Origin of the sequence: Streptomyces sp. CC224B, from assembly GCF_030010595.1 — a bacterium.
GTDB lineage: Bacteria > Actinomycetota > Actinomycetes > Streptomycetales > Streptomycetaceae > Streptomyces > Streptomyces longispororuber.
Map to the genome: position 1 here is coordinate 1 of NZ_JASCXL010000159.1, position 18,661 is coordinate 18,661.

16 protein-coding genes and 1 pseudogene are annotated in these 18,661 nt (G+C 68.5%); 12 read left to right on the plus strand and 5 right to left on the minus strand.

Features of this window, described 5'->3' with window-relative positions; all coding sequences use genetic code 11:
* Positions 1-1,050: 1,050 nt before the first annotated feature.
* From QK440_RS37865 to QK440_RS37875, 3 genes and pseudogenes are all read left to right on the plus strand, one after another.
* A pseudogene (locus QK440_RS37865) lies at positions 1,051-2,067 on the plus strand (magnesium and cobalt transport protein CorA); the annotation flags it as partial.
* Positions 2,068-2,268: 201 nt separating this feature from the next.
* Positions 2,269-3,312, plus strand: a complete 1,044-nt coding sequence (locus tag QK440_RS37870; protein WP_282797810.1) for a magnesium and cobalt transport protein CorA — start codon at positions 2,269-2,271, stop codon at positions 3,310-3,312.
* 360 nt (positions 3,313-3,672) lie between these two features.
* The gene (locus QK440_RS37875) at positions 3,673-3,996 is read left to right on the plus strand and encodes an STAS domain-containing protein (RefSeq protein ID WP_282797811.1); all 324 of its coding nucleotides are present in this window, start codon (positions 3,673-3,675) and stop codon (positions 3,994-3,996) included.
* 142 nt (positions 3,997-4,138) lie between these two features.
* Here QK440_RS37875 and QK440_RS37880 read toward each other — a convergent pair whose 3' ends face one another.
* Both QK440_RS37880 and QK440_RS37885 read right to left on the minus strand, forming a co-directional pair.
* Positions 4,139-4,354: a hypothetical protein gene (locus QK440_RS37880; RefSeq protein WP_282797812.1), complete on the minus strand. Its 216-nt coding sequence runs from the start codon at positions 4,352-4,354 to the stop codon at positions 4,139-4,141.
* Positions 4,355-4,606: 252 nt separating this feature from the next.
* The gene (locus QK440_RS37885) at positions 4,607-4,813 is read right to left on the minus strand and encodes a hypothetical protein (protein ID WP_282797813.1); all 207 of its coding nucleotides are present in this window, start codon (positions 4,811-4,813) and stop codon (positions 4,607-4,609) included.
* Between the two features lie 640 nt (positions 4,814-5,453).
* On the opposite strand from QK440_RS37885, the gene QK440_RS37890 reads away from it, so the two are divergent.
* The 3 genes from QK440_RS37890 to QK440_RS37900 all read left to right on the plus strand — a co-directional run bounded on the left by QK440_RS37890 (position 5,454) and on the right by QK440_RS37900 (position 7,647).
* A complete protein-coding gene (locus QK440_RS37890) occupies positions 5,454-5,894 on the plus strand; it encodes a MarR family transcriptional regulator (protein ID WP_282797814.1) in 441 nt (146 codons plus the stop codon).
* Positions 5,895-5,978: 84 nt separating this feature from the next.
* A complete protein-coding gene (locus QK440_RS37895) occupies positions 5,979-7,064 on the plus strand; it encodes an NAD(P)/FAD-dependent oxidoreductase (RefSeq protein ID WP_282797815.1) in 1,086 nt (361 codons plus the stop codon).
* Positions 7,065-7,449: 385 nt separating this feature from the next.
* Entirely contained in the window at positions 7,450-7,647 is a 198-nt protein-coding gene (locus QK440_RS37900; RefSeq protein WP_282797816.1) for a hypothetical protein, read from the plus strand.
* A gap of 122 nt (positions 7,648-7,769) precedes the next feature.
* On the opposite strand, the gene QK440_RS37905 is transcribed toward QK440_RS37900, so the two are convergent.
* Complete coding sequence (locus tag QK440_RS37905; RefSeq protein ID WP_282797817.1) at positions 7,770-8,375, minus strand: TetR/AcrR family transcriptional regulator; 606 nt, start codon at positions 8,373-8,375, stop codon at positions 7,770-7,772.
* A gap of 158 nt (positions 8,376-8,533) precedes the next feature.
* Here QK440_RS37905 and QK440_RS37910 point away from each other — a divergent pair, with 158 nt between their 5' ends.
* Positions 8,534-9,670: an MFS transporter gene (locus QK440_RS37910; protein ID WP_282797818.1), complete on the plus strand. Its 1,137-nt coding sequence runs from the start codon at positions 8,534-8,536 to the stop codon at positions 9,668-9,670.
* Positions 9,671-10,681: 1,011 nt separating this feature from the next.
* On the opposite strand, the gene QK440_RS37915 is transcribed toward QK440_RS37910, so the two are convergent.
* Positions 10,682-10,912, minus strand: coding sequence for a hypothetical protein (locus tag QK440_RS37915; protein WP_282797819.1), 231 nt, complete (start codon positions 10,910-10,912; stop codon positions 10,682-10,684).
* Between the two features lie 97 nt (positions 10,913-11,009).
* On the opposite strand from QK440_RS37915, the gene QK440_RS37920 reads away from it, so the two are divergent.
* The 4 genes from QK440_RS37920 (at position 11,010) to QK440_RS37935 (ending at position 12,874) form a co-directional block, all read left to right on the plus strand.
* Positions 11,010-11,267, plus strand: a complete 258-nt coding sequence (locus QK440_RS37920) for a hypothetical protein (protein WP_282797820.1) — start codon at positions 11,010-11,012, stop codon at positions 11,265-11,267.
* Entirely contained in the window at positions 11,268-11,492 is a 225-nt protein-coding gene (locus tag QK440_RS37925) for a hypothetical protein (protein WP_282797821.1), read from the plus strand.
* Positions 11,493-11,657: 165 nt separating this feature from the next.
* On the plus strand, positions 11,658-12,005 hold the full coding sequence (locus QK440_RS37930) for a hypothetical protein (protein ID WP_282797822.1): 348 nt from the start codon (positions 11,658-11,660) through the stop codon (positions 12,003-12,005).
* A 746-nt stretch (positions 12,006-12,751) separates the two neighbouring features.
* On the plus strand, positions 12,752-12,874 hold the full coding sequence (locus QK440_RS37935; protein ID WP_282797823.1) for a hypothetical protein: 123 nt from the start codon (positions 12,752-12,754) through the stop codon (positions 12,872-12,874).
* Between the two features lie 880 nt (positions 12,875-13,754).
* Here QK440_RS37935 and QK440_RS37940 read toward each other — a convergent pair.
* Positions 13,755-15,248 (minus strand): SulP family inorganic anion transporter, encoded by a 1,494-nt coding sequence (locus tag QK440_RS37940; RefSeq protein WP_282797824.1) that lies wholly within the window; start codon positions 15,246-15,248, stop codon positions 13,755-13,757.
* 2,161 nt (positions 15,249-17,409) lie between these two features.
* On the opposite strand from QK440_RS37940, the gene QK440_RS37945 reads away from it, so the two are divergent.
* On the plus strand, positions 17,410-18,661 hold a 1,252-nt coding region (locus QK440_RS37945; protein WP_282797825.1), incomplete at its 3' end, for a GAF domain-containing SpoIIE family protein phosphatase.

Consider the following 18,661-nt stretch of genomic DNA (forward strand, 5'->3'; position numbering starts at 1 on the left):
CCGGCACACCGTCTCCGCGGCCGCGATGACCTGCACCGCGGCCCTGGCGGGCACGGTCACCTGCCTGCTGACCCGCTAGGCAGGCCGCCTTCTCGCGGCGCCATATCGAAAGGTCGCCGCCGCGCCGTTCCTGGCCGCCGAGGCACCCTTCACCACCAGCGTGGAATTGCCCGTGGACGGCAGGTCCGGCCAGGGTCGCGGCGAATGCCCCCCCCCGCCCGGTAGGCGGCGTTCCCTGCGACCGGCTGAGCCGGTCGCAGGGAACCGAATTCTGCATGGCGGCCACGCCGCAACCGCCCTACCCTCGGTCGCCCGCCTCCGCGAACACGCCCGCACGCCCCAACACCTCCGGCACCGTCTCGATCTGCCGACCCAAGAGACAGGCAACAGCTACCAGTTCAAGTTCTTCGCCTCTGCTTAGCGCGCGGTGTCGGTCGGAAGCCTCAACCGGATGATCATGCGCCAGCACCCGTTGTGGCCTGTTCGTCGTACTCCCGGAGCATCCGCAACACGGTCGCGGGGTGAAGGGTGCTGGCCCGCACCGATAAAGCGCCACAGTCTGCGCCTGCACCTCCAGCACAACGGCCTGATCAGGGGCCTCGGCGCTCTGCCCTTGCGCGACCTCTTGGTCAGCCTGTGTCTCGCCTGTCGCCGTCTGCGTGGTCATACGTACAGATTTCGTATGGGTCCGCTTAGGGTGACCAGGTCCTCACGGAGCGGGGTATACGCTGCTGGACGGCCCTGTGTGCGTCTACGTCGGAAGGTGGTGGGGTCCGCGATGAGCGGTGAACCTCCCAGTCGCATGCCGCACAGCGCCGCCCGCATCAGGACTCCGTAGGGAGCCGGGGGGGCGTTTGGCGGCATGCCGCACTCCACGTCGCCCCGGTCCTCCTGCCCCCTGGAAGGGGTCCCTCCTTATGTCTGAGCGTCGTCTGCGCGGCCTGCGCGCTTTCACTCCCGGCAAGCCGCCCCTAAAGCGTTCCGCCGCCGGACCGACCCCGCAGCAGGCGGGCCCGCAGGTGCAGGTCGCGGGGCCCCCAGCGGGACAGCAATGTGATCACGGCGGCACTGTATGAGTACGGCCGGCGCACCAGCACCCATGACTCGCTGATGGACACCTTCCGGGAACTGCGCAAGCATCCGGGCGGTATGGCGTGGATCGGCCTGTACCGGCCGGAGCGGGCGGAGCTGCAGTCGCTGGCGGACGAGTTCGACCTGCATCCGCTGGCGATCGAGGACGCGTTGGAGGCGCACCAGCGGCCGAAGCTGGAGCGCTACGGCGACACCCTGTTCGTGGTGCTTCGCGCGGCCCGGTACATGGACGCTGCGGAGGAGGTCGATTTCGGGGAACTGCATGTATTCGTCGGCCGCAATTTCGTCATCACCGTCCGCCACGGCGCGGCCCCCGACCTGGCGGCGGTCCGCGCCCGGATGGAAAGCAGTTGCGATCTGCTCAAGCGTGGTCCGGAGGCGGTGCTGTACGCGATCATGGACGCGGTCGTCGACGGCTACGCCCCCGTCGTGGCAGGCGTGCAGAACGACATCGACGAGATCGAGACCGAGGTCTTCGGCAACACCCCGGGGGTTTCACGCCGCATCTACGAGCTGTCGCGCGAAGTCGTGGACTTCCAGCGCGCCACCCGCCCGCTGGCCGCCATAGTGGGCGGGCTGTCGGCCGGCTTCGAGAAGTACGACATCGACGAGGAACTGCGCCGTTATCTGCGCGACGTCACCGACCACGCCACGCAGGTCACCGAACGCGTCGAGGGATTCAAGCAGGCCCTGCAGGACATCCTCGCCGTGAACGCCACGCTGGTCACCCAGCAGCAGAACGAGGAGATGAAGGCCTTGGCCCAGGCCAGCCACGCGCAGAACGAGGAGATCAAAAAGATCTCCGCCTGGGCCGCCATCCTCTTCGCACCCACCCTGGTCGGCACCATCTACGGCATGAACTTCGACTACATGCCCGAACTGCGATGGGTGTTCGGCTACCCCTTGGCCCTGCTGCTGATGGGCGTGGTCTGCGCGGGCCTGTACGTCGTCTTCAAGCGCCGTAACTGGCTGTAACCGGCAAGTGCTCCACCCCGGCCGACGGAAGGGAGAAAACGATGAGGCCGGCTCTGCGCACACTGGTCCTCGCCGCGATCGTGGCCTGGATCGTCTTCATCACCGCTTACCTCGCCCTGACCGGATAGCCCCGCGCCCGGTGACAGCCAACAGCATCCCGGGCAGAAGAAGTTGGGGCACCTCGAGGGAAGGGGCCGGCTGATGGCCGAGCGGAACGATGACAGGCCCGCAAGCGGTGATGTCCTGCCATCGACGGTGGTCGACTGCGCCCTGTACGAGCACGGCCGACGGCTGCCGGGGCGCACCGGGCTGGAGAACATCCTGCAACGGACAGACCCGGACGGGCGCCGGTTCGCGTGGATCGGCCTGTACGAGCCGACCGCGGAGCAGATCCAGCAGGTCGCCGACGCCTTCGGCCTGCACCCCCTGGCGGTGGAGGACGCCGTGCACGCCCACCAGCGGCCCAAGCTGGAACGCTACGGCACCACCCTTTTCCTGGTGCTCAAGACGATCGTCTACGTCGACCACGCGCAGCTCACCGCTACCAGCGAGATCGTCGACACCGGCGAGATCATGGTTTTTGCCGGCCCCGGCTTCGCCATCACCGTCCGCCACGGCAGCGCCCCGTCCCTGGAGGAAGTACGCCGCCATCTGGAGGCCGACCCCGCCCAGTTGGGCCACGGCCCCGCGGCCGTCCTGCACGCCATCGCCGACCTGGTCGTCGACCGCTACCTGGATGTCGCCGACGCCTTCCAGAGCGACATCGAGAACCTCGAGGCCGAAGTGTTCTCCCCCCGCCGATCCGTCGACGCCGCCCGCATCTACCAACTCAAACGTGAGCTTCTCGAATTCCGCCGGGCCGTCACTCCCCTCACCGGGCCGCTGCAGCGCCTGGCCTCCGGCACCCCTCCCGACATCCCCGCCCAGGTCACCGCCTACCTCCGCGATGTCGCCGACCACCACCAGCGCGTCAACGAGACGATCAACGGGTTCGACGAACTGGTAGCCGACATGCTCCACGCCAGCATCGCCCAGCTCAGCGTCCAACAGAACGCCGACATGCGCCGCATCAGCGCCATGGCCGCCCTCATCGCGGTGCCCACCATGGCCGTCGGTGTGTACGGCATGAACTTCGACCACATGCCCGAACTAACCTGGCGCTATGGCTACCCCGCCGTTCTGACCGTCATCGTCTCCGTGTGCGCCCTCATCTACCGTGCCCTGCGTCGCAACAAATGGCTCTGACCAGCCGCACCGGATAAAAAACGCCGCCGAACGCGGAGCCCGCACGTGCCGTCGCGCCTGAAAGAACGAACTGCCACCCCTGAGGCGCGCACGCTCCTGCTCTGTTTTCACCCACGCAGTGGCGCTCCCCTTCCCGTGAGGGGATGCACTCCTCGACTTCTTCTGAGAAGACCACAGGAAACGACTCGGCGCCCTCGCTACGCCCGGGCCTCATCCGCCCAGGCCGGCCGTCGACAGTGCCGCCATCGCTGCCGGCAGCCTTCCTCTCCTGCACGCCCGAGGGTGCGGGTGTGGTCCTCTGAAGGCATGCCGGAAAGCCGGATCCTGCTCTGACGTTTGTCGGTGCGGCATGATACGGGCATGGACCGACTGGTCGTTCGTCCGGCTCCGTGTGATGACTCGGCCTTCTTGACGCTCGTCCTTGTCGGCGAGCTGGAGGTGGTCAACGTCGGGAAGCTCAGCGACGCGGCCGTGTGGGCTTTCGCGCAGGGGCAACGGCATCTGCTGCTGGATATGCGCGGGGTCACGCAGTGCGACACCGGCAGTCTCTACACCATCCTGGGCATCCGCCAGGCAGCGAGTCACGTGGGCGGCAGTCTGGCGATCACTCAGGCGAGCACGGCTGTCCACGAGTCTTTGGCCGGATCGGACCTGCGAGAGCTCCTGGAGACCACACCGCCATGAACACCGCATGGATAATGCCTCGGCACGGATCCGCCCGCGCGTCCGCATCCGGCAAGCCGGGCGCGGACGCGCGAACGAGGACGCCCGTCCGGTTCCTGGCCGGGCGGGCGTCGCTTACGGGATGAATGGTGTCTGTCAGGGATCAGTCGTCGTCGCGGTAGCGCTTCTTCTTGGTCTTCTTGGTCTTCTTGGTCTTCTTCCGGTCATCGTCGTCACGGTCGGCCAGCACCGAGGCAGCCGCCGGGGAAGAGGCAGCGGCAGGGGCCTTCGCCGGAGTGGCGGCCGACGCGGAAACTGCGGGCAGGACGCTGAGTGCCAGACCCGCCAGGACGGCGGCGGCAATGGAGTTCTTGATCACGACGTGTACAACGACGGATGAGAGCCGAAGATACGACAGGTCACCCCTCGGAGTGATCCCTCAACCAGGAAGACGCACGGGCCAGGTGCGCATCCGGTTCTATGCGTCTGCAAGACACAGGCGTCGGCGTCAAGTCTCGGGGCTGTGCGCGCACCGGCGTACCCGTCCGGCGATGCCTCCACCTTACGAACCCCCGCGCCGGCCAGCACCGGGCACTCTCTGCGGGGATCGTCTCCGCCTCATCACGCTGTGCTACATGTCGCCTTGCTCGCACCTCAACGGCAGCCCGACCAGACCGGTGCCGCGCGCGCAGTCGAACACGTGACTGCCGAACCCGTCGTCCGGCTCGGTGACGTCACGGGACGAAATTTCGGCAGTGCGCAGGGCCTGGGTGTACTTGCCGCCCTGACGCGCGGCCCTGCGGGCGCGCTGCGCGGCGGTGGACTGCTTCTTCGGCACGGTCGGCTCCAGCCTGGCGGTACCTCCACGCCCCCCGCCGACGAATCGGGCCGGGACGATCTGTTGCACACGCGGGCCCCGAAGGACCTTGGCCGACTGCGGGCCGGGCGGCGTGGGCACCCGGCACAGCGGCGAACGGCGGTACGCGTCTAGCCGTGGGCTCCCCATCGTAGGGCACATCACTGACACATCGTCAGCGGCGCGCGTCGGATATGAGGAGGCGGGCCAGCTCCGACGATGCCTCGGGAGACGGCTTGCAGTACCGGTGGGAATTCTCCGGCCCCTTAGGGGCTCGAACAGAAATCGGACTGTGGCCTCCCTCCCGGTTCTGGACTGGGGTCAGCTCGGCGCCCACAGGGGCGCGGTTGACGAGTTCTGGCCCTGTCAGCAGTAGGTGGTTCCGTGGCACCGGCGGGGGCGGTCGCTACGGCCGTGGTGGCGGCGGATACGTCACGGAAACGGCCATCCTGAGCCGACCCGTCGTCGGTCGGGATGACGAACCTGTGCGTCCGTTTGATCGCCGGAGCGACTGCGGGCAGGTCCTGCGTGCGAACGGCCGGCGCGGCAGCGCGTGCGCCCGCGTAGCGAGGCAAAGCCCAAAGGCTTGATGGTTAGCCTGGCAACCGTTAGCCTGTTAACTATGAGTGGATCGAGCCGTGAGAGCACGTTGGAGCTGATGCGGTGGATCGTGTGGGGGCAGCGACGCATAGCTGAAGACTGGATACGGGAACGCGGCCTCACGCACGAGCAGAGTGCCGTGTTGGCGTACCTGTCGAAGAACCCGGACGCCATTCAGCGTGACGTCGCGCGGGCCATGCGCACCAGTGCGCCGAGCGTCTCGCGGCTCCTGGCCGGACTCGAGCGGCGCGGACTCGTGGAGCGCCAGACGCAGGAGACTGACACGCGCAGCCGCCGGGTGCGTGTCACTGCAGCGGGCTCCGAGCTGATCCAGGGGTTCGAAGAGGCCATGGACCGTGTCGAGGAGTCGATCCTCGCGCCGCTGGGCGCCACGGAGCGGGCGCGGCTCCATGAACTCCTGGAACAGCTCGCCTCCCGGATCGAGCCACCCAGTCCTCCCTGACCCGGCTCTGCTACTCCGACCGGCAGCCGGGAGCCTCGCAGGCAGGACCGCCGCTTCATCCACAAGCAGTAAGGGAACGCAGGTATGCCTCAGATCACGATCATCGGTGCCGATCTTGCGGGACTGACACTGGCACGAACCCTGGCGGTTCATGGAGTCCCGTCCACGGTGTACGAAGCGGAGGCGTCTGCTCAGGCGCGGGGCCAAGGCGGCATGCTCGACATCCACGACTACAACGGACAGCACGGAATCCGTGCCGCCGGCCTGATGGACGGCTTCCGGTCCCTCATCCTCGACGGCCGCCAGGCGTCCCGCGACGTGGCACCTGACGGCACCATCCTGGCGGACCGGCCCGATGACCCCGCCGGAGGCCGTCCCGAGGTGCAGCGTGGCGAGCTGCGACAGTTGCTGCTGGACTCCCTGCCTTCCGGCAGCGTCGTCTGGGGCCACAGGACTCGGAGCGTTCGGACCCTCGCTGACGGTCGTCACGAAGTGACCTTCGCCAACGGATCGACGATGGTCACCGACATCCTCGTCGGTGCCGACGGCGCCTGGTCGAAGGTCCGACCGCTGCTCTCCGACGCCACGCCCGCCTATGCCGGACGCTCGATGATCGAGACGTACCTGTATGAGAGCGACACCCGGCACCCCGCCACCCTGGCCCTGGTCGGTAGCGGGTCGATGACCGCCTACGACGCAAACACCCGCATCGGTCTCGGCGTGCAGCGCGAGCGCGCGGACACCCTGCACTCCTACGCCATGTTCGACCAACCGCTCGACTGGTTCGACGGCATCGACTTCCATGATGATCCTGCGGCCGCCCGTACGGTCGCGGCGATGTTCGAGGGGTGGGCGCCGGAGCTCGTCGCCCTGGTCGCGGACAGCGACATCCCGCCGATCTTCCGCCCCTTGTACGGACTGCCGATCGGACACCGCTGGGAACATGTACCCGGGGCCACGCTCATCGGAGACGCCGCCCATCTGGCACCGCCGGACGGCGAAGGAGCGAACTGGGCACTCTTCGACGCAGGCCAGCTCGGCAACGCCATCGCCCAACAGCCCAAGAACGTCGACGCCGCCATCCGCGCCTACGAAGCCGCGCTCTTCCCACGGAACATCGACACCGCAACCGCCGCCGCAGCCTACTACCCCGAATTCAAACCCTGCTGACTACAGCTGACGCTCGTTTCACCGATCTTCGCACCACTTAGTGAGTGTGCGCGCTCCTCGGCTCGGCAGGTCAGGGCCGCTGTGGTGCCTGTAAGGCCGAATCCGATGCGCATCTCGCACCACACTTCGTGCGAACCGCAGGCCGAGCGAGCCTCGGCGGGGTACCCCTCGAGGTGGACCTGGAAGTCCCTGGTGTCGCCCAGGGACAGTAGGGGCAGCGAGTTCGCCGCCTCCCTATCCAGCCGGCACGACCTATACCGTGCCGGCTTTCCTCCAGCGCCACGACCGCCCCCCCATGCCCGGCGTGTCGACGCCGGTCACGCCTTCCTGTACGACGTGCAGAACGGGCTGGTCCACCTACCCGTCAGGCGGCTCCGAATCGGTGATGACCGGCGGAGCCCTCGCGGTCCTGGCGGGCCGTCAAGACCTCGACATGGGGCAGCTCCAGTTGATCCGGTGCGCGGCGACCTGGCTGTCCCGCGCCCAGCGCAGCGACGGCGCGTTCGAGCGGGGACGAAGCCTGGAGGAGAACAACGCTGTGTTCCTGGCGGCGCCCCTTGGGCGGGCGTCCCCTCGATGGTAGCGGCGATAGCAACGGCTCCGGACGCCCCCACTGCTGGCCTGTCAGGTCTTCAGGTCTCACCGGGAGATGATGCACCGGAGGTGATCAACGCTCCGAACGGACTCTCGTATCGCCCGCTGCCGTCAGGCGGGTCGCGCGGGTTCGTCCCCCAGGGCTCGGATCGCAAAATCGATTGCGGTGATCAGGCGCTCCAGGTCGTGGCCGGCGCGCTCCCGCACCCGCAGGCCGAGTACTGTCGTGAACAGCGATTCCACGGCTCCGTCGATGTCGAGATCGGTGGACAGTTCGCCTCGCTCCCGTCCCTCAGCCAGTACCGCATGCAGGGCCTGCCGGGTGACCGTGAACGCAGCCTCGGTCCGCTCTTGGACCTGGGCGTCAGTGGTGCCGAGTTCGGTGGCGGTGTTGATCACGAAGCAGCCGCGGCCGGCCTCGCCGGCGGCCGGGCAGGTCACCAGCCACAGCATCCATTCCCGCAGCACCTCACGAACTGGGCGGTCACTCGCGTCCAGACGACGGCGGGCCTGCGTGGACTCGGTGGCCCGATAGTGGTCGAGCGCGCGCAGGAAGAGCGTGTGCTTGTCCGTGAACGTCCGATACAGGCTGCTGGGCGTGAGCTTCAGCTCGTCACCCAGGTCGCGGACCGAAGTGGCGTGGTAACCGCGCCGCCAGAACAGCTCGGTCGCCGCGGTGACCGCGTTCTCCTCGTCGAACTGCCGTGGACGTGCCATGAGTTCACCTTACCCGACTTGTGGAGCGTTCGCTCCCATACTAGGGTCCCGGTTCGGGAGCGATCGCTCCCGAATTGCTGGAGGAGGATCCGTTGACGACCGCAAAACAGACCCCCACCCGGACACAGGAACCAGGGACGCCGGATCAGAGCCGCTGGATGGCGGTGGCCGTGGTGACGCTGGGCACCTTCCTGCTGGTGACCGCCGAGCAACTACCGATCGGTCTGCTGACCTCGGTGGGGTCCGCGCTGTCGGTCTCCGAAGGAACGGCAGGACTGATGGTGACGGTGCCCAGCATCGTCGCCGGGTTCGCGGCACCGCTGGTCCCGATGGTCGTCGGGGCGCTGGACCGACGCATCCTGCTGCTCGGGCTGATGACCCTGATGACCGTCGCGAACCTGGGTTCTGCCCTGGCGCCGAACTTTGCGGTGCTGGTGGGCTCCCGAGTGCTGGTCGGCATCGCGGTGGGCGGCTTCTGGGCGGTTGCCGCCGGCCTGGCGGTCCGGCTCGTCGCGCCTGCGGACGTGCCACGCGCCACCGCGATCATCTTCGGCGGCGTCGGAGCCGCGAACGTGTTCGGCGTCCCGCTCGGTACCCTGATCGGTGACCTGACCGGTTGGCGCATCGCTTTCAGCGCGCTCAGCGCCCTGGCGCTGGTGACCCTGATCGCCCTGCTTGCGGTACTGCCGCGGCTGGTCGCCTCCCAGACCATCCGCCCCAGCTTGCTGATGCAGCAGCTCCGCAACCCGGGCGTACGCGTCGGCATCATCGCGACGGGGCTCCTCGTGTTCGGACACTTCGCCGCTTACACATTCGTCAGCCCGGCGCTGCAGGACTTGTCAGGGATCGAAGAGCGCTATGTCGGTCCGCTGCTGTTCGGGTTCGGTGCAGCCGGAATGATCGGCAACTTCGTCGCCGGTGCGGCGCTCTCACGCCGCGTGCACCGCAGCGTGCTGGCCATCGCCGTGGCCATGACGGCCGCGATGCCGCTCTTCCTGCTACTGGGCCGGACCGCGATCGGCGGCGCCATCCTGCTGATCGTCTGGGGTCTCGCCTTCGGCGGCGTGTCCGTCGGCCTCCAGACCTGGATGATCAAAGCCGCTCCGCAGGCGGTGGAAGCGGCCTCCTCGCTGTGGGTGGCGGTGTTCAACCTGGCCATCGGCTTTGGCGCGCTGGCCGGCGGCATCATCGTCGACACGCTGACGCTCCAAGGCGCGCTCTGGCTCGGCGGCGCCTGCTCCCTGCTCGCCGCCCTGGCGATCTGGACCGCCCGTACCAATGACGCCGTGCGCTGACCGAGATCCACTCGGGTTGCCCGGGCGTCGGAGAGGGAATTCCGGTGCCCGGGCAGCCCGCACATCCAACGGCCCGCTCCGGCCAGCCGTGGCCGCCACCACCGGCACACGCCTGCCGGCCCTGCACCACCGCTCCGGCTTCACCGCCGCCCACCACGCCGCCAGCACCGCCTTGGGCGGCAGTCCCACACCAGCCGCCGCCTGGCCGCACACCGGACCTGCCGACCTGGCGCTTCTGACGGTGCTGGACCGCGCCGCCCTGCTCGCGGGCGCTCCCCCACTGCGCCGGCGGCCCGGTCGAGCATCCGGCGCACGCCCTCACCGTCCACCTGCACGCCCTCAGTGGCCCGGTCGGCGTTGCTGAGCCAGATCGCTGCCGGCCCGGTCAGCCCAGCCGCCGTCTCCTGACTCCTGCAAGTCATGGCCTGGCGCCTACACCCGGAAAAGGGAGGCACCCCAGCCGACCGCCCCCACCTCACGCCCGCCGTTGCCCGCCCCGCGCCCGAACAGCAACCCGCCGCGGTAACCGCCGTATGGCAGGCCGCGCTCACCACCGACTGGCCGCCCGGCGCGCTCGCCGGCGCCGGCAGGTTCGCCCACCTCGGCCTCGACGACAATGTGCCCTGGCCCCGGCCCGAGCCAGCGCCGAGCACACCCCGCCTCGCACGCCCGGCACCACCGCCGAACGCACGGCCGCCCACCCCGGCAGCCGGGACGCGCGCTTGCTGACCGCCGTCCCGTCGCCCGGCCTGCGGGCGTGGGGGCCTCCTACCGTCCTTGCCCCACGCCCGCGCCCTGCTCGAGGCCGCCGCGGCGCTCACCGGCCCCCGCACCGAGGCGGTCACGCAATCGCTAGAGGCGCTGATCAACGCCGAGGAGGTGGACGTCGCCCAGATACCGACAGCGACTGACTGACGCATCCGACGCCGCGCGGCCGACAACTACCGCGCAGCAGCAGAGTCCTCCCCGTCGGCCAAGCGCTCGCGCTGCCCCGGCGCCGACGGCATCCCGTCAGGGTTTCTGCTTCGTCTCGTCGTCCGGCCTTGTTTTGGCGTGCTTGGGGAGTTCGGCGCCGGGGCGCTGGAGGTACCACTCGATGAAGTGGCGGACGACGGCGGACCGGTCGCTGCCGACGGGGACGGCGGCCGCGAAGTCGCTCCAGAGTTCGTCGGGGATGCCGCGCAGGACGCGTTGCTTGTGCTTGTGGCGGTGCTGCTTGCGGCGCTCTTCGGGTGAAGGCATGAGCGCATCCTCTCAGGTGGCTTGCCACCAGTCAAAGGATCTGTCACCGTGGTGGCAAGCCACCGATAGAGTGTCCCTGACACAAAGGAGGAAGCACATGAGCCCGCCGACACCCACGAAGGCCCAGCGCGCCGCCCTCGACCTGATCGCCTCCGGTGGCGTGTACCGCTGGGAGCGCAGTACCTCCTCCTACGTCACCACCCCGGACGGTGTGACCATCTCCAAGGTGACCGTGAGCGCGCTGGTGCGCAACGGCTGGGCCCGGTACGGCGATACCACAGCAGGTATCAGGCGGCCGCTGCTGATCACCGACGCCGGCCGCGCACAGCTCCCCGACACCGCCGAGGAGAAGTGAATGGTCGCAACAAAGCCCTCGGGGTCGTGGCGGCTGGCCACCCCGTCACCCGACGGCCCCCTCTGCAAGCCCTATCGTTCCGAATCTGCGGTCCTGGACGCCGTCGCGCGGGAAAAGAAGCTGACCGACGCCGAGGAGATCACGATCGAGACGTGGGCGGACGGCCGCTGGAGCGTCTGGATCCGCTGGGTACGAACCGGCAGCAGCACATGGCACGCCGAATAGGCAGGACCGCGACCATGGAAGCGGTCCTTGCCGACCTTCAGGGAGTGGGCTTCGCGGTGGCCGTGGTGCTCCTGCGGCTGCCGGAGACGGCCATCCCTGAAGTCCCGCCGCCGCGCCGGACTGCACCACCCGTACCACCTTCGACCGCATCCTGGAGGCATTGGCATGAGCGTCAACTACTACGCATTTGGCCCATCTGGCGGAGAGCTGGATGGCGAGGGACTGCACATCGGACAGGCCGCAGGCAGCTTCCGGTTCCTGCTGCGGGCCCACCCCGACAGGGGCCTTACGAGCTTCGCCGAATGGAAGAACTCCCTGTTCCGGAAGGACGTCACGATCCGAGCCGAGTCCGGCTACGAGGTCAGCGCCCAGGACATGGAGATGCTCATCCTCCAGCGCCAGGACCGTGCAGGCCGGCCGCTGCGGGCACGCTTCGGAATCCGCGGCCCTTCCCGGCCCGGCCAAATCCGCGACGCCGAGGGCTATGAACTGTACGACGGCGAATTCTGCTGAGCACAATCCCGGAAACGCAGGGAGATCCCCTGATCGCCGACATGACCCGCTTCCTGTTCGGACAGGTGGCTGGTGTCGTCCAGCAATGCGTCAGCGATCAGCTCACAGCCTCGGGCGACCTCGGCTTGCCAGGTAGCCGTCGCCTCGTCGAGCCCTCGGTCAGGCTGAAGCGGCGATGGCCCCTACCCCACTGAACCGAGGGCCAGCGCCGTTCCGCCGGGCTCCCGCGGGCAGTGCCTCGGCGGCCGCCCACGCGGCCCGGTTATCAGGCGGGGTGTCCTTCCACTGACCGGAGGCGAAGGTGGCGATGGCGTCCAGATCGAGGGGGCCGCGGACGTCCCAGCGCAGCTTGGTGGACACCTACCGCACGACGTAGCGGCAGCGGGCGCCGGGCAGCGGCGGCAGCCCGCCCGTTCGGGTGATCCAAACGACGCGAGACCGATGACTTGCGTGCTGTCGGGTGCACGCCATCCGCCGAACAAGCGGCGGCCGCACGCGTGTGTTCGCAAGCCGACCACGTGGACGCCTCGCCGCGGCCCGCGCGGCCGCCTACGAGCCGCACTTGGCCACCGTCCTGCAGAGTCGCGCGAACATGCTCGCCCGAGACGGACGCCATGACGAGGCCCTCACCGTCGTGCAGGAGGCACCGGCCGTCTGCCGGCGCCTGTCCCGCGGCCCCGCCAGGGCCTTCGCCTGCGACCTGAGTCTCGCCCTGACGGCGGTGGGCCAGGTGCACCACAGGGCCGGTGACCCGGGCCGCCGTGGCACAGGGCAAGCAGGCCGTCGCTGTCCTGCGCAACCCGGCGGCCGACAACCCCGCCACCCACGAGCCTCTCCTCGCACACACACTGCACACCCTCGGTAACTGACTCGCGGACACCGGGCAGGACGCAGCCGCCCTCGCAGTCCAGCGAGAAGCGGTACACGCCGTCGCACGCCTGGCCGAGCGAGACACCAGGCCTTCGCCCCGGACTTCGGCCGGGTGCTTGTGCGTCTCGACCGTCGCCTGGCCCGGGCAGCGGAAGCCCTCACCCCGCCCGTCGCGCCCTGTCCCTGCGCCATGAGTACGGAGGAGACAGAACCCGCCATCGATGCCCTGGCCGCCGAAGCCCTCTCCTGCTGCCGCGGTACGGCTGGTGATGACGGGCGCCTTCGAGGCAGCACGCGCCGCGGATCCCACGCCCTCGACCTGTGCCGACGCCGGGCGGCGCAGGCCCCCCGGACACCTTCCTGCCCCTTCTTGCCGTAACGCTCGAACGCTCCTCCGTGGCCCGCCTGCTCATGGAACAGCCCGCCACCGACGTAACGGCGGCGGCCGACGAAGCAGTTGCCCTCTTCGAACGCCTCGCCGCCGACCAGCCCAGCGCGTTCACCGACCGCCTTCGCGCAGCACGACAGTCCACAGCCGACCTCCGCCATCGTCTGCTGCACAGCCCCGGCCACCTATGGCGCGCCTTTCACCCCTTACGCCACCATGACGACGTAGCGTCACAGTACGGCGCCCCGGCTCTCCCGGACTGTCTCCCGTCCCGCGTGCGGCGACTGCCAGGCATGTCACCGCACGCATCCGAAAAGCGATGCCTGCTTCGGAGTGGAGACGGAGCCAAGGAGTGGTTCTGGTCGGTCGCCTCTACACGCCTGGGGCGTCGAGTTCTAATTCGCCTCCCGCTTGCGCCTGAGCCGCTGAGTCTGGGCGGTGCCGGCCATGGCGTAGGGATCGAGCTCCCTGGCGAAGTCGTCAGCAGGAGATCAGGCCGCGGGGCATGTCTTGATCCGTACCACCTCAGTACCGCTGTCGTTGTGCCGCAACGCCCAGTTTTCCAGTGCCGTGCGGCAGGCGTGGTCCAGGTGGTCCACCGCGGTCAGGTCCAGCTCTATCGGCCGGTCCTTGGGCATGGCCTCCAGCGTTTGCAGGATGTGCGGGATCCGCAGGAACGTGGCGTTACCGGCGAGCGTCACCAGCAGTCGATTGCCGGGCAGCTCCTGCACATCGATGTGTACACGGGAGGTGTCCCAGGCGGACTTGACCACTGCGAGGACAAGGCCGAGCACTACGCCTTCGAACATGTTGGTCACGACGATGGTGAGTGCCGTGGCGGCAAGGACGACGGCCTCGCCGCGGTGGCTGCGAGCGAGCGGGATGATCTCTTTGACGGGGATGAGCTTGCAGCCCGCGTGTATCAGGACACCGGCGAGCGCCGCCAGCGGGATGATGCCGAGTGCGGCGGGTAGCAGCACAGCAAACAGCAACAGCCACGCCCCATGCAGGATCCGCGACAGCGGGGTGCGGGCCCCGGAACGGACGTTGGCGGAGCTGCGGACGATGACCGCGGTCAGCGGCAGTGCTCCGAGTACACCGCACACCGTGTTGCCGACGCCCTGAGCGGTGAGTTCCTTGTCGTAGTGGGTGCGTGGGCCGTTGTGCATGCGGTCCACGGCGGCCGCGCTGAACAGCGACTCGGCCGAGGCGATCAGGGTGAACGCCAGGACGGTGCCGAGCACCGCCACGCTGCCGAAATCCGCCAAGCTTCCGAGACTGGGCGGCTCTATGGCGTCAGTGATGCCGCGTACCGTCACCTTTGCGACGTCCAGGCTCAGTGCGGCTATGGCGGTGGTGACCAGGGCGACGGCGGCCAGAGGCGCGGGTACCAGCTTTGCGGCTGCGGGCAGCTTCGGCCACAGCACGAGCACGGCGATCGTGCCGAGACCCACCGCTGTTGCGGTCAGGGAGGCGGTGCTGTCCAAAGTGTCGGTGAGCAGCTCGGGCAGCCCGGCTATCTTGTCAACCCCGGAGCGGGGTTGTTGGGCCTCGGCCAGGGTGTAAAGCTGACCGAGAATCAGCACAAGTCCGATGCCGGCCAGCATGCCCTGCACGACGGAGACGGATATCGCGCGGAACCAGCGGCCGCAGCGCAGGAGGCCGAGGGTGATCTGGAGCGCGCCGGTGAGCAACACGATGGCGCCGAGCATGCTAAGCCCGAACTCTTGCACCGCCTCGAAGACGAGCACGGTCAAACCGGCGGCGGGCCCGCTGACTTGGATGGCGCTGCCCGGCAGGCAGCCGACGACCAGACCGCCGACGATGCCGGTGATCAGGCCCAGTTCGGCCGGAACGCCGGATGCCACGGCCACACCGACGCACAGCGGTACGGCGACGAGGAAGACGACGAGTGAGGCGAGGATGTCCTGGCGCAGGACACCGGGATCACGCAGGGGGCGGTAGTAGGAGAGGAAGGAGTACATGAGGGGGAGTCCTGTCGTGGGAGCGGACCGGACGATGAGGCGTGCGGGCCCTACGGGGGGCCGAAAGCCGCACGGGCCGTCGGACGACGGGCGGGTGGAGGCGGTGAAGGTGTGACCTCGTGACAGCAGTCGTGCAGGCTGAGGGTGCGCCCCTGGCGTCCCGCATGCTCACGCAGGGATACGCGCGCAGCTTCTCCGTGCGAGCACGTGGGACTGAACGGTCTCAGGTACGCCGGGTGAGGCCGGGGTGTGGGAGCGCACGGGGCCACTCAGCGCTGCGGAGTGGCCCGGCCAGTCAGCACGGTTAGCACCGCCGGGAAATCGTCTGTCTGCCAGACGCCCGCGCGGTGCAGTGCACTGGGCCGCAGTCGATGTCACAGACTTTGAGCGTGCACATTGCGTACTTGGCGGTGGCCGCTTGGCTCATCGGGTGGCTGTCGTGGTCGGCGGATGAGTAAGAGGGGGACACCGTTACTTGCCGTGCGGACTTTTGAAAGCTGACCAGGGCGTGCCTCTGTGATGAGCGGCGGAACGACGCGAGGATCCAAGCACAGGACGAACAGAGCTCGGGGGAATTGTCTGACCTCACGGCTTCGACTACTTCGTGTTCCGGGGGCCCGCTAGGCATGCCATGGCGAACGGAGGGGCGTGGTCGATCAGTGTCTTCAAGTGGCCTGCCTCCTGCGCTTTTCAGCGGTGTCGGGAACACGGCGTGCTCGAGTCGGCGATGACGGCTGGACGCCGGTAGACCGCCACAGCCGGTGCTCTCGCAGGGCACGATGTGGACGGCTACCATGCCCTACTTTGCCAGCACATTAAGGTGCCGAGCTAGAGCAAATTTTTGCCAAAGGATTGGTAACGTGCACGCCGACCAGGAAGGCCAGCAATCCGACAACCGCCGAACAGGGGCTGCGTAAAGGCCGAGCGGAAACTGTGGACGGTCGCAAATTTTCCGCTCGATAGTGTGATGAAAGTGTGCCCCCTGTGGAGAGACGGCTGTCCAAGAAAACCACGCCGAGGTCCGCGCCAAACCGGGTGCACGTCCTGACCGCCGACAGCCTCACCGCGGCACCTCGGCGGTCCGGTGGAAGACGAGGTTGCCGTGCCGACCGCCGCGCCAGGCCGCACGCGTAGTCGTCGGCGTGGATGGCGCAAAGCCGCCCTTGTCCCCAGATGACCTGGAGGACAGGGGCAGCTTCCTTGCGTCTGACGCCTTATCAAGACGCGCTGCAACGTGCGTCATGCGTGCGTCACGCGCGTTGGCCGTGCGTCATGATATCGCCCACAGCGCCCACAGCGCACACCATGCACACCAGACGAAAACGCAGGTCAGCGGACTCAAAGATCGCGACGCATGCAGCTGATGGGTCATGGGGAAGACGTCGACTTTCAACAGCGACCTTCGAAAGGGAGCCAGGCTCAGGCAGCGTCAGATTCAAGCCTTGCGCTCATCCGCTCGGCGCCACGCTTCTGCGCTGCCCTCACTGGCAGCCACCCACGCGCCCTGGGCATCGCCTCAGATGAGATGACGTCCCGCGCCACCACAGCCCGCCGTGACGGCACCTCCTGGGGAGAATCTGGAGAGTTTCGGCGGTGCTGGGGAGCAGGCGCGGAGAACCGACCGCGTAACACAAGGCCAGGGTCTTGGTGCGGTCCGGTGGTGTCGGCCGCCGTTCAATCCCGGTCGTCGGGTCACCGTTGATCCAGCCCTGGCGCCGCCGCCAGTTCGGCCAGCTCCTCCGGCAGTGCCGGGGCGTCGATCGCGGCGAGGGGAAAGACGGGCGGCTTCGCGCCCCGGCGGGCGGGTCCGGCCGACGCCGGTTCGCCGGTTCGCCGGTGAGCATCCCCCTCACGTCGTCAGCGAGATCCGGTAGATCCACGCGGAGGACTTCGCGATGCCCGCGCCGGTTAGGCAGCGCTCGACCGCTGCCGTGTACGACGAGGGCCGATTGGACAGAGGCACCACCCGGGCATGACAGCCAAAGCGCACCCCCGGCCCCGAGTTCAGTCACTTGCTCGATACAGGCCGTAATGTTCCCAGTAGGGGCTCTACTGCAGTAAAGCGGCATTTACCGCAGCATTGGCGCTTGCACGTGTTCTCGATCTAGGCTGCGTCGGTTCGGGCCGCTCGCGGCGGTCCCATCCGTGGAGAGGAAAGCCGATGACCGAGCAGGCTTCCACCCACCCGGCGCCGGGGCGGCGTCCCGAGGTGGTCCCCGATTCCGGTGTGGAGACGGCCCGGATGGCGGCGGTGCGCCGTTACGACATCCTCGACACACCGCCCGACGGCGCGTTCGACCGGGTTGCCGCGCTGGCCGCTCGCCTCTTCGACGTCCCTGTGGCCACGGTCACGATCGTCGACAGCGACCGCATCTGGTTCAAGGCGGCTCACGGCCTCGAAGGCGTCAAGGAGATTGGCCGCGACCCGGGCCTGTGCGGCTCGGCGATTCTGCGCGATGACGCCCTGGTGATCCCCGACACCCTCCGTGACCCCTTGGCGGCGGACAACCCGCTAGTCGCCGGGGAGATGGGCGTACGCTTTTATGCCGCCGCGCCGATCATCACCCCCGACGGCCACCGGTTGGGCACCGTGAACATCCTGGACACCAAGCCCCGCTCCATCACCGATGATGACGTCGCCACTCTGTCCGATCTGGCCGCCATTGTGCTGGACGAGATGGAACTGCGGCTGTCGGCGATGAACGCTCTGCGCCAGGAGCAGGAGCGGCGGGCGGCCGAGAGCCGCCACGCTGAAACCGAGCGGGCGCGTGCCGAGGCGGAACGTGCGGCGCGCCAGCAGGCGGAGAAGGACAAGGCCGCTATCGCGGCGTTCGCCTCCACGCTCCAGCGCACTCTGCTGCCTCCGGCGCTGCCCGTGGTCCCCGGACTGGAGCTCGCCTGCCACTACCGCACCGCCTCCGCGCATGACGTCGGCGGTGACTTCTACGACGTGTTCCCCGTCGATCAGGGTCGGTGGGCATTCTTTCTCGGCGATGTGTGCGGCAAAGGCCCCGAGGCGGCGACCGTTACCGCCTTGGCCCGCCACACCCTGCGCGCCGCGGCCCAGATCAATCCGGACCCGGTCACCGTCCTGAACACGCTCAACACCGCCCTGCTCACGGACGTCACCGCCGGCAGTCGTTTCTGCACCGCCCTCGTCGGTCTGCTGACACCTCAGGAGGACGGTGGTTTCACCGTCATCCTCGCCACCGGCGGTCACCCGGCGGCCTATCACTTGCGCTCTGATGACAGCGGCCCGGTATGGGTCAAGGCGGTACGCCCCAGGGGCGGCATGCTCATCGGCGCCTTCCCCGGAGCACGTTTCGCCCAGAGCAGCTTCCGCCTGGCACCCGGAGAGGGCCTGTTCCTCTACACTGACGGGCTGACCGAAGCCCGTACCGCGCAGGGCGCCA

What these genes read in the sequence shown, in the direction of transcription:
- QK440_RS37920 (WP_282797820.1), top strand. Translation starts at nt 11,010, where the DNA reads ATGAGCCCGCCGACACCCACGAAGGCCCAGCGCGCCGCCCTCGACCTG.
- QK440_RS37875 (WP_282797811.1), top strand. Translation starts at nt 3,673, where the DNA reads ATGGACCGACTGGTCGTTCGTCCGGCTCCGTGTGATGACTCGGCCTTC.
- QK440_RS37915 (WP_282797819.1), bottom strand. Translation starts at nt 10,912, where the DNA reads ATGCCTTCACCCGAAGAGCGCCGCAAGCAGCACCGCCACAAGCACAAG.
- QK440_RS37870 (WP_282797810.1), top strand. Translation starts at nt 2,269, where the DNA reads ATGGCCGAGCGGAACGATGACAGGCCCGCAAGCGGTGATGTCCTGCCA.
- QK440_RS37940 (WP_282797824.1), bottom strand. Translation starts at nt 15,248, where the DNA reads ATGTACTCCTTCCTCTCCTACTACCGCCCCCTGCGTGATCCCGGTGTC.
- QK440_RS37925 (WP_282797821.1), top strand. Translation starts at nt 11,268, where the DNA reads ATGGTCGCAACAAAGCCCTCGGGGTCGTGGCGGCTGGCCACCCCGTCA.
- QK440_RS37900 (WP_282797816.1), top strand. Translation starts at nt 7,450, where the DNA reads ATGACCGGCGGAGCCCTCGCGGTCCTGGCGGGCCGTCAAGACCTCGAC.
- QK440_RS37930 (WP_282797822.1), top strand. Translation starts at nt 11,658, where the DNA reads ATGAGCGTCAACTACTACGCATTTGGCCCATCTGGCGGAGAGCTGGAT.
- QK440_RS37890 (WP_282797814.1), top strand. Translation starts at nt 5,454, where the DNA reads ATGAGTGGATCGAGCCGTGAGAGCACGTTGGAGCTGATGCGGTGGATC.
- QK440_RS37905 (WP_282797817.1), bottom strand. Translation starts at nt 8,375, where the DNA reads ATGGCACGTCCACGGCAGTTCGACGAGGAGAACGCGGTCACCGCGGCG.
- QK440_RS37895 (WP_282797815.1), top strand. Translation starts at nt 5,979, where the DNA reads ATGCCTCAGATCACGATCATCGGTGCCGATCTTGCGGGACTGACACTG.
- QK440_RS37910 (WP_282797818.1), top strand. Translation starts at nt 8,534, where the DNA reads ATGGCGGTGGCCGTGGTGACGCTGGGCACCTTCCTGCTGGTGACCGCC.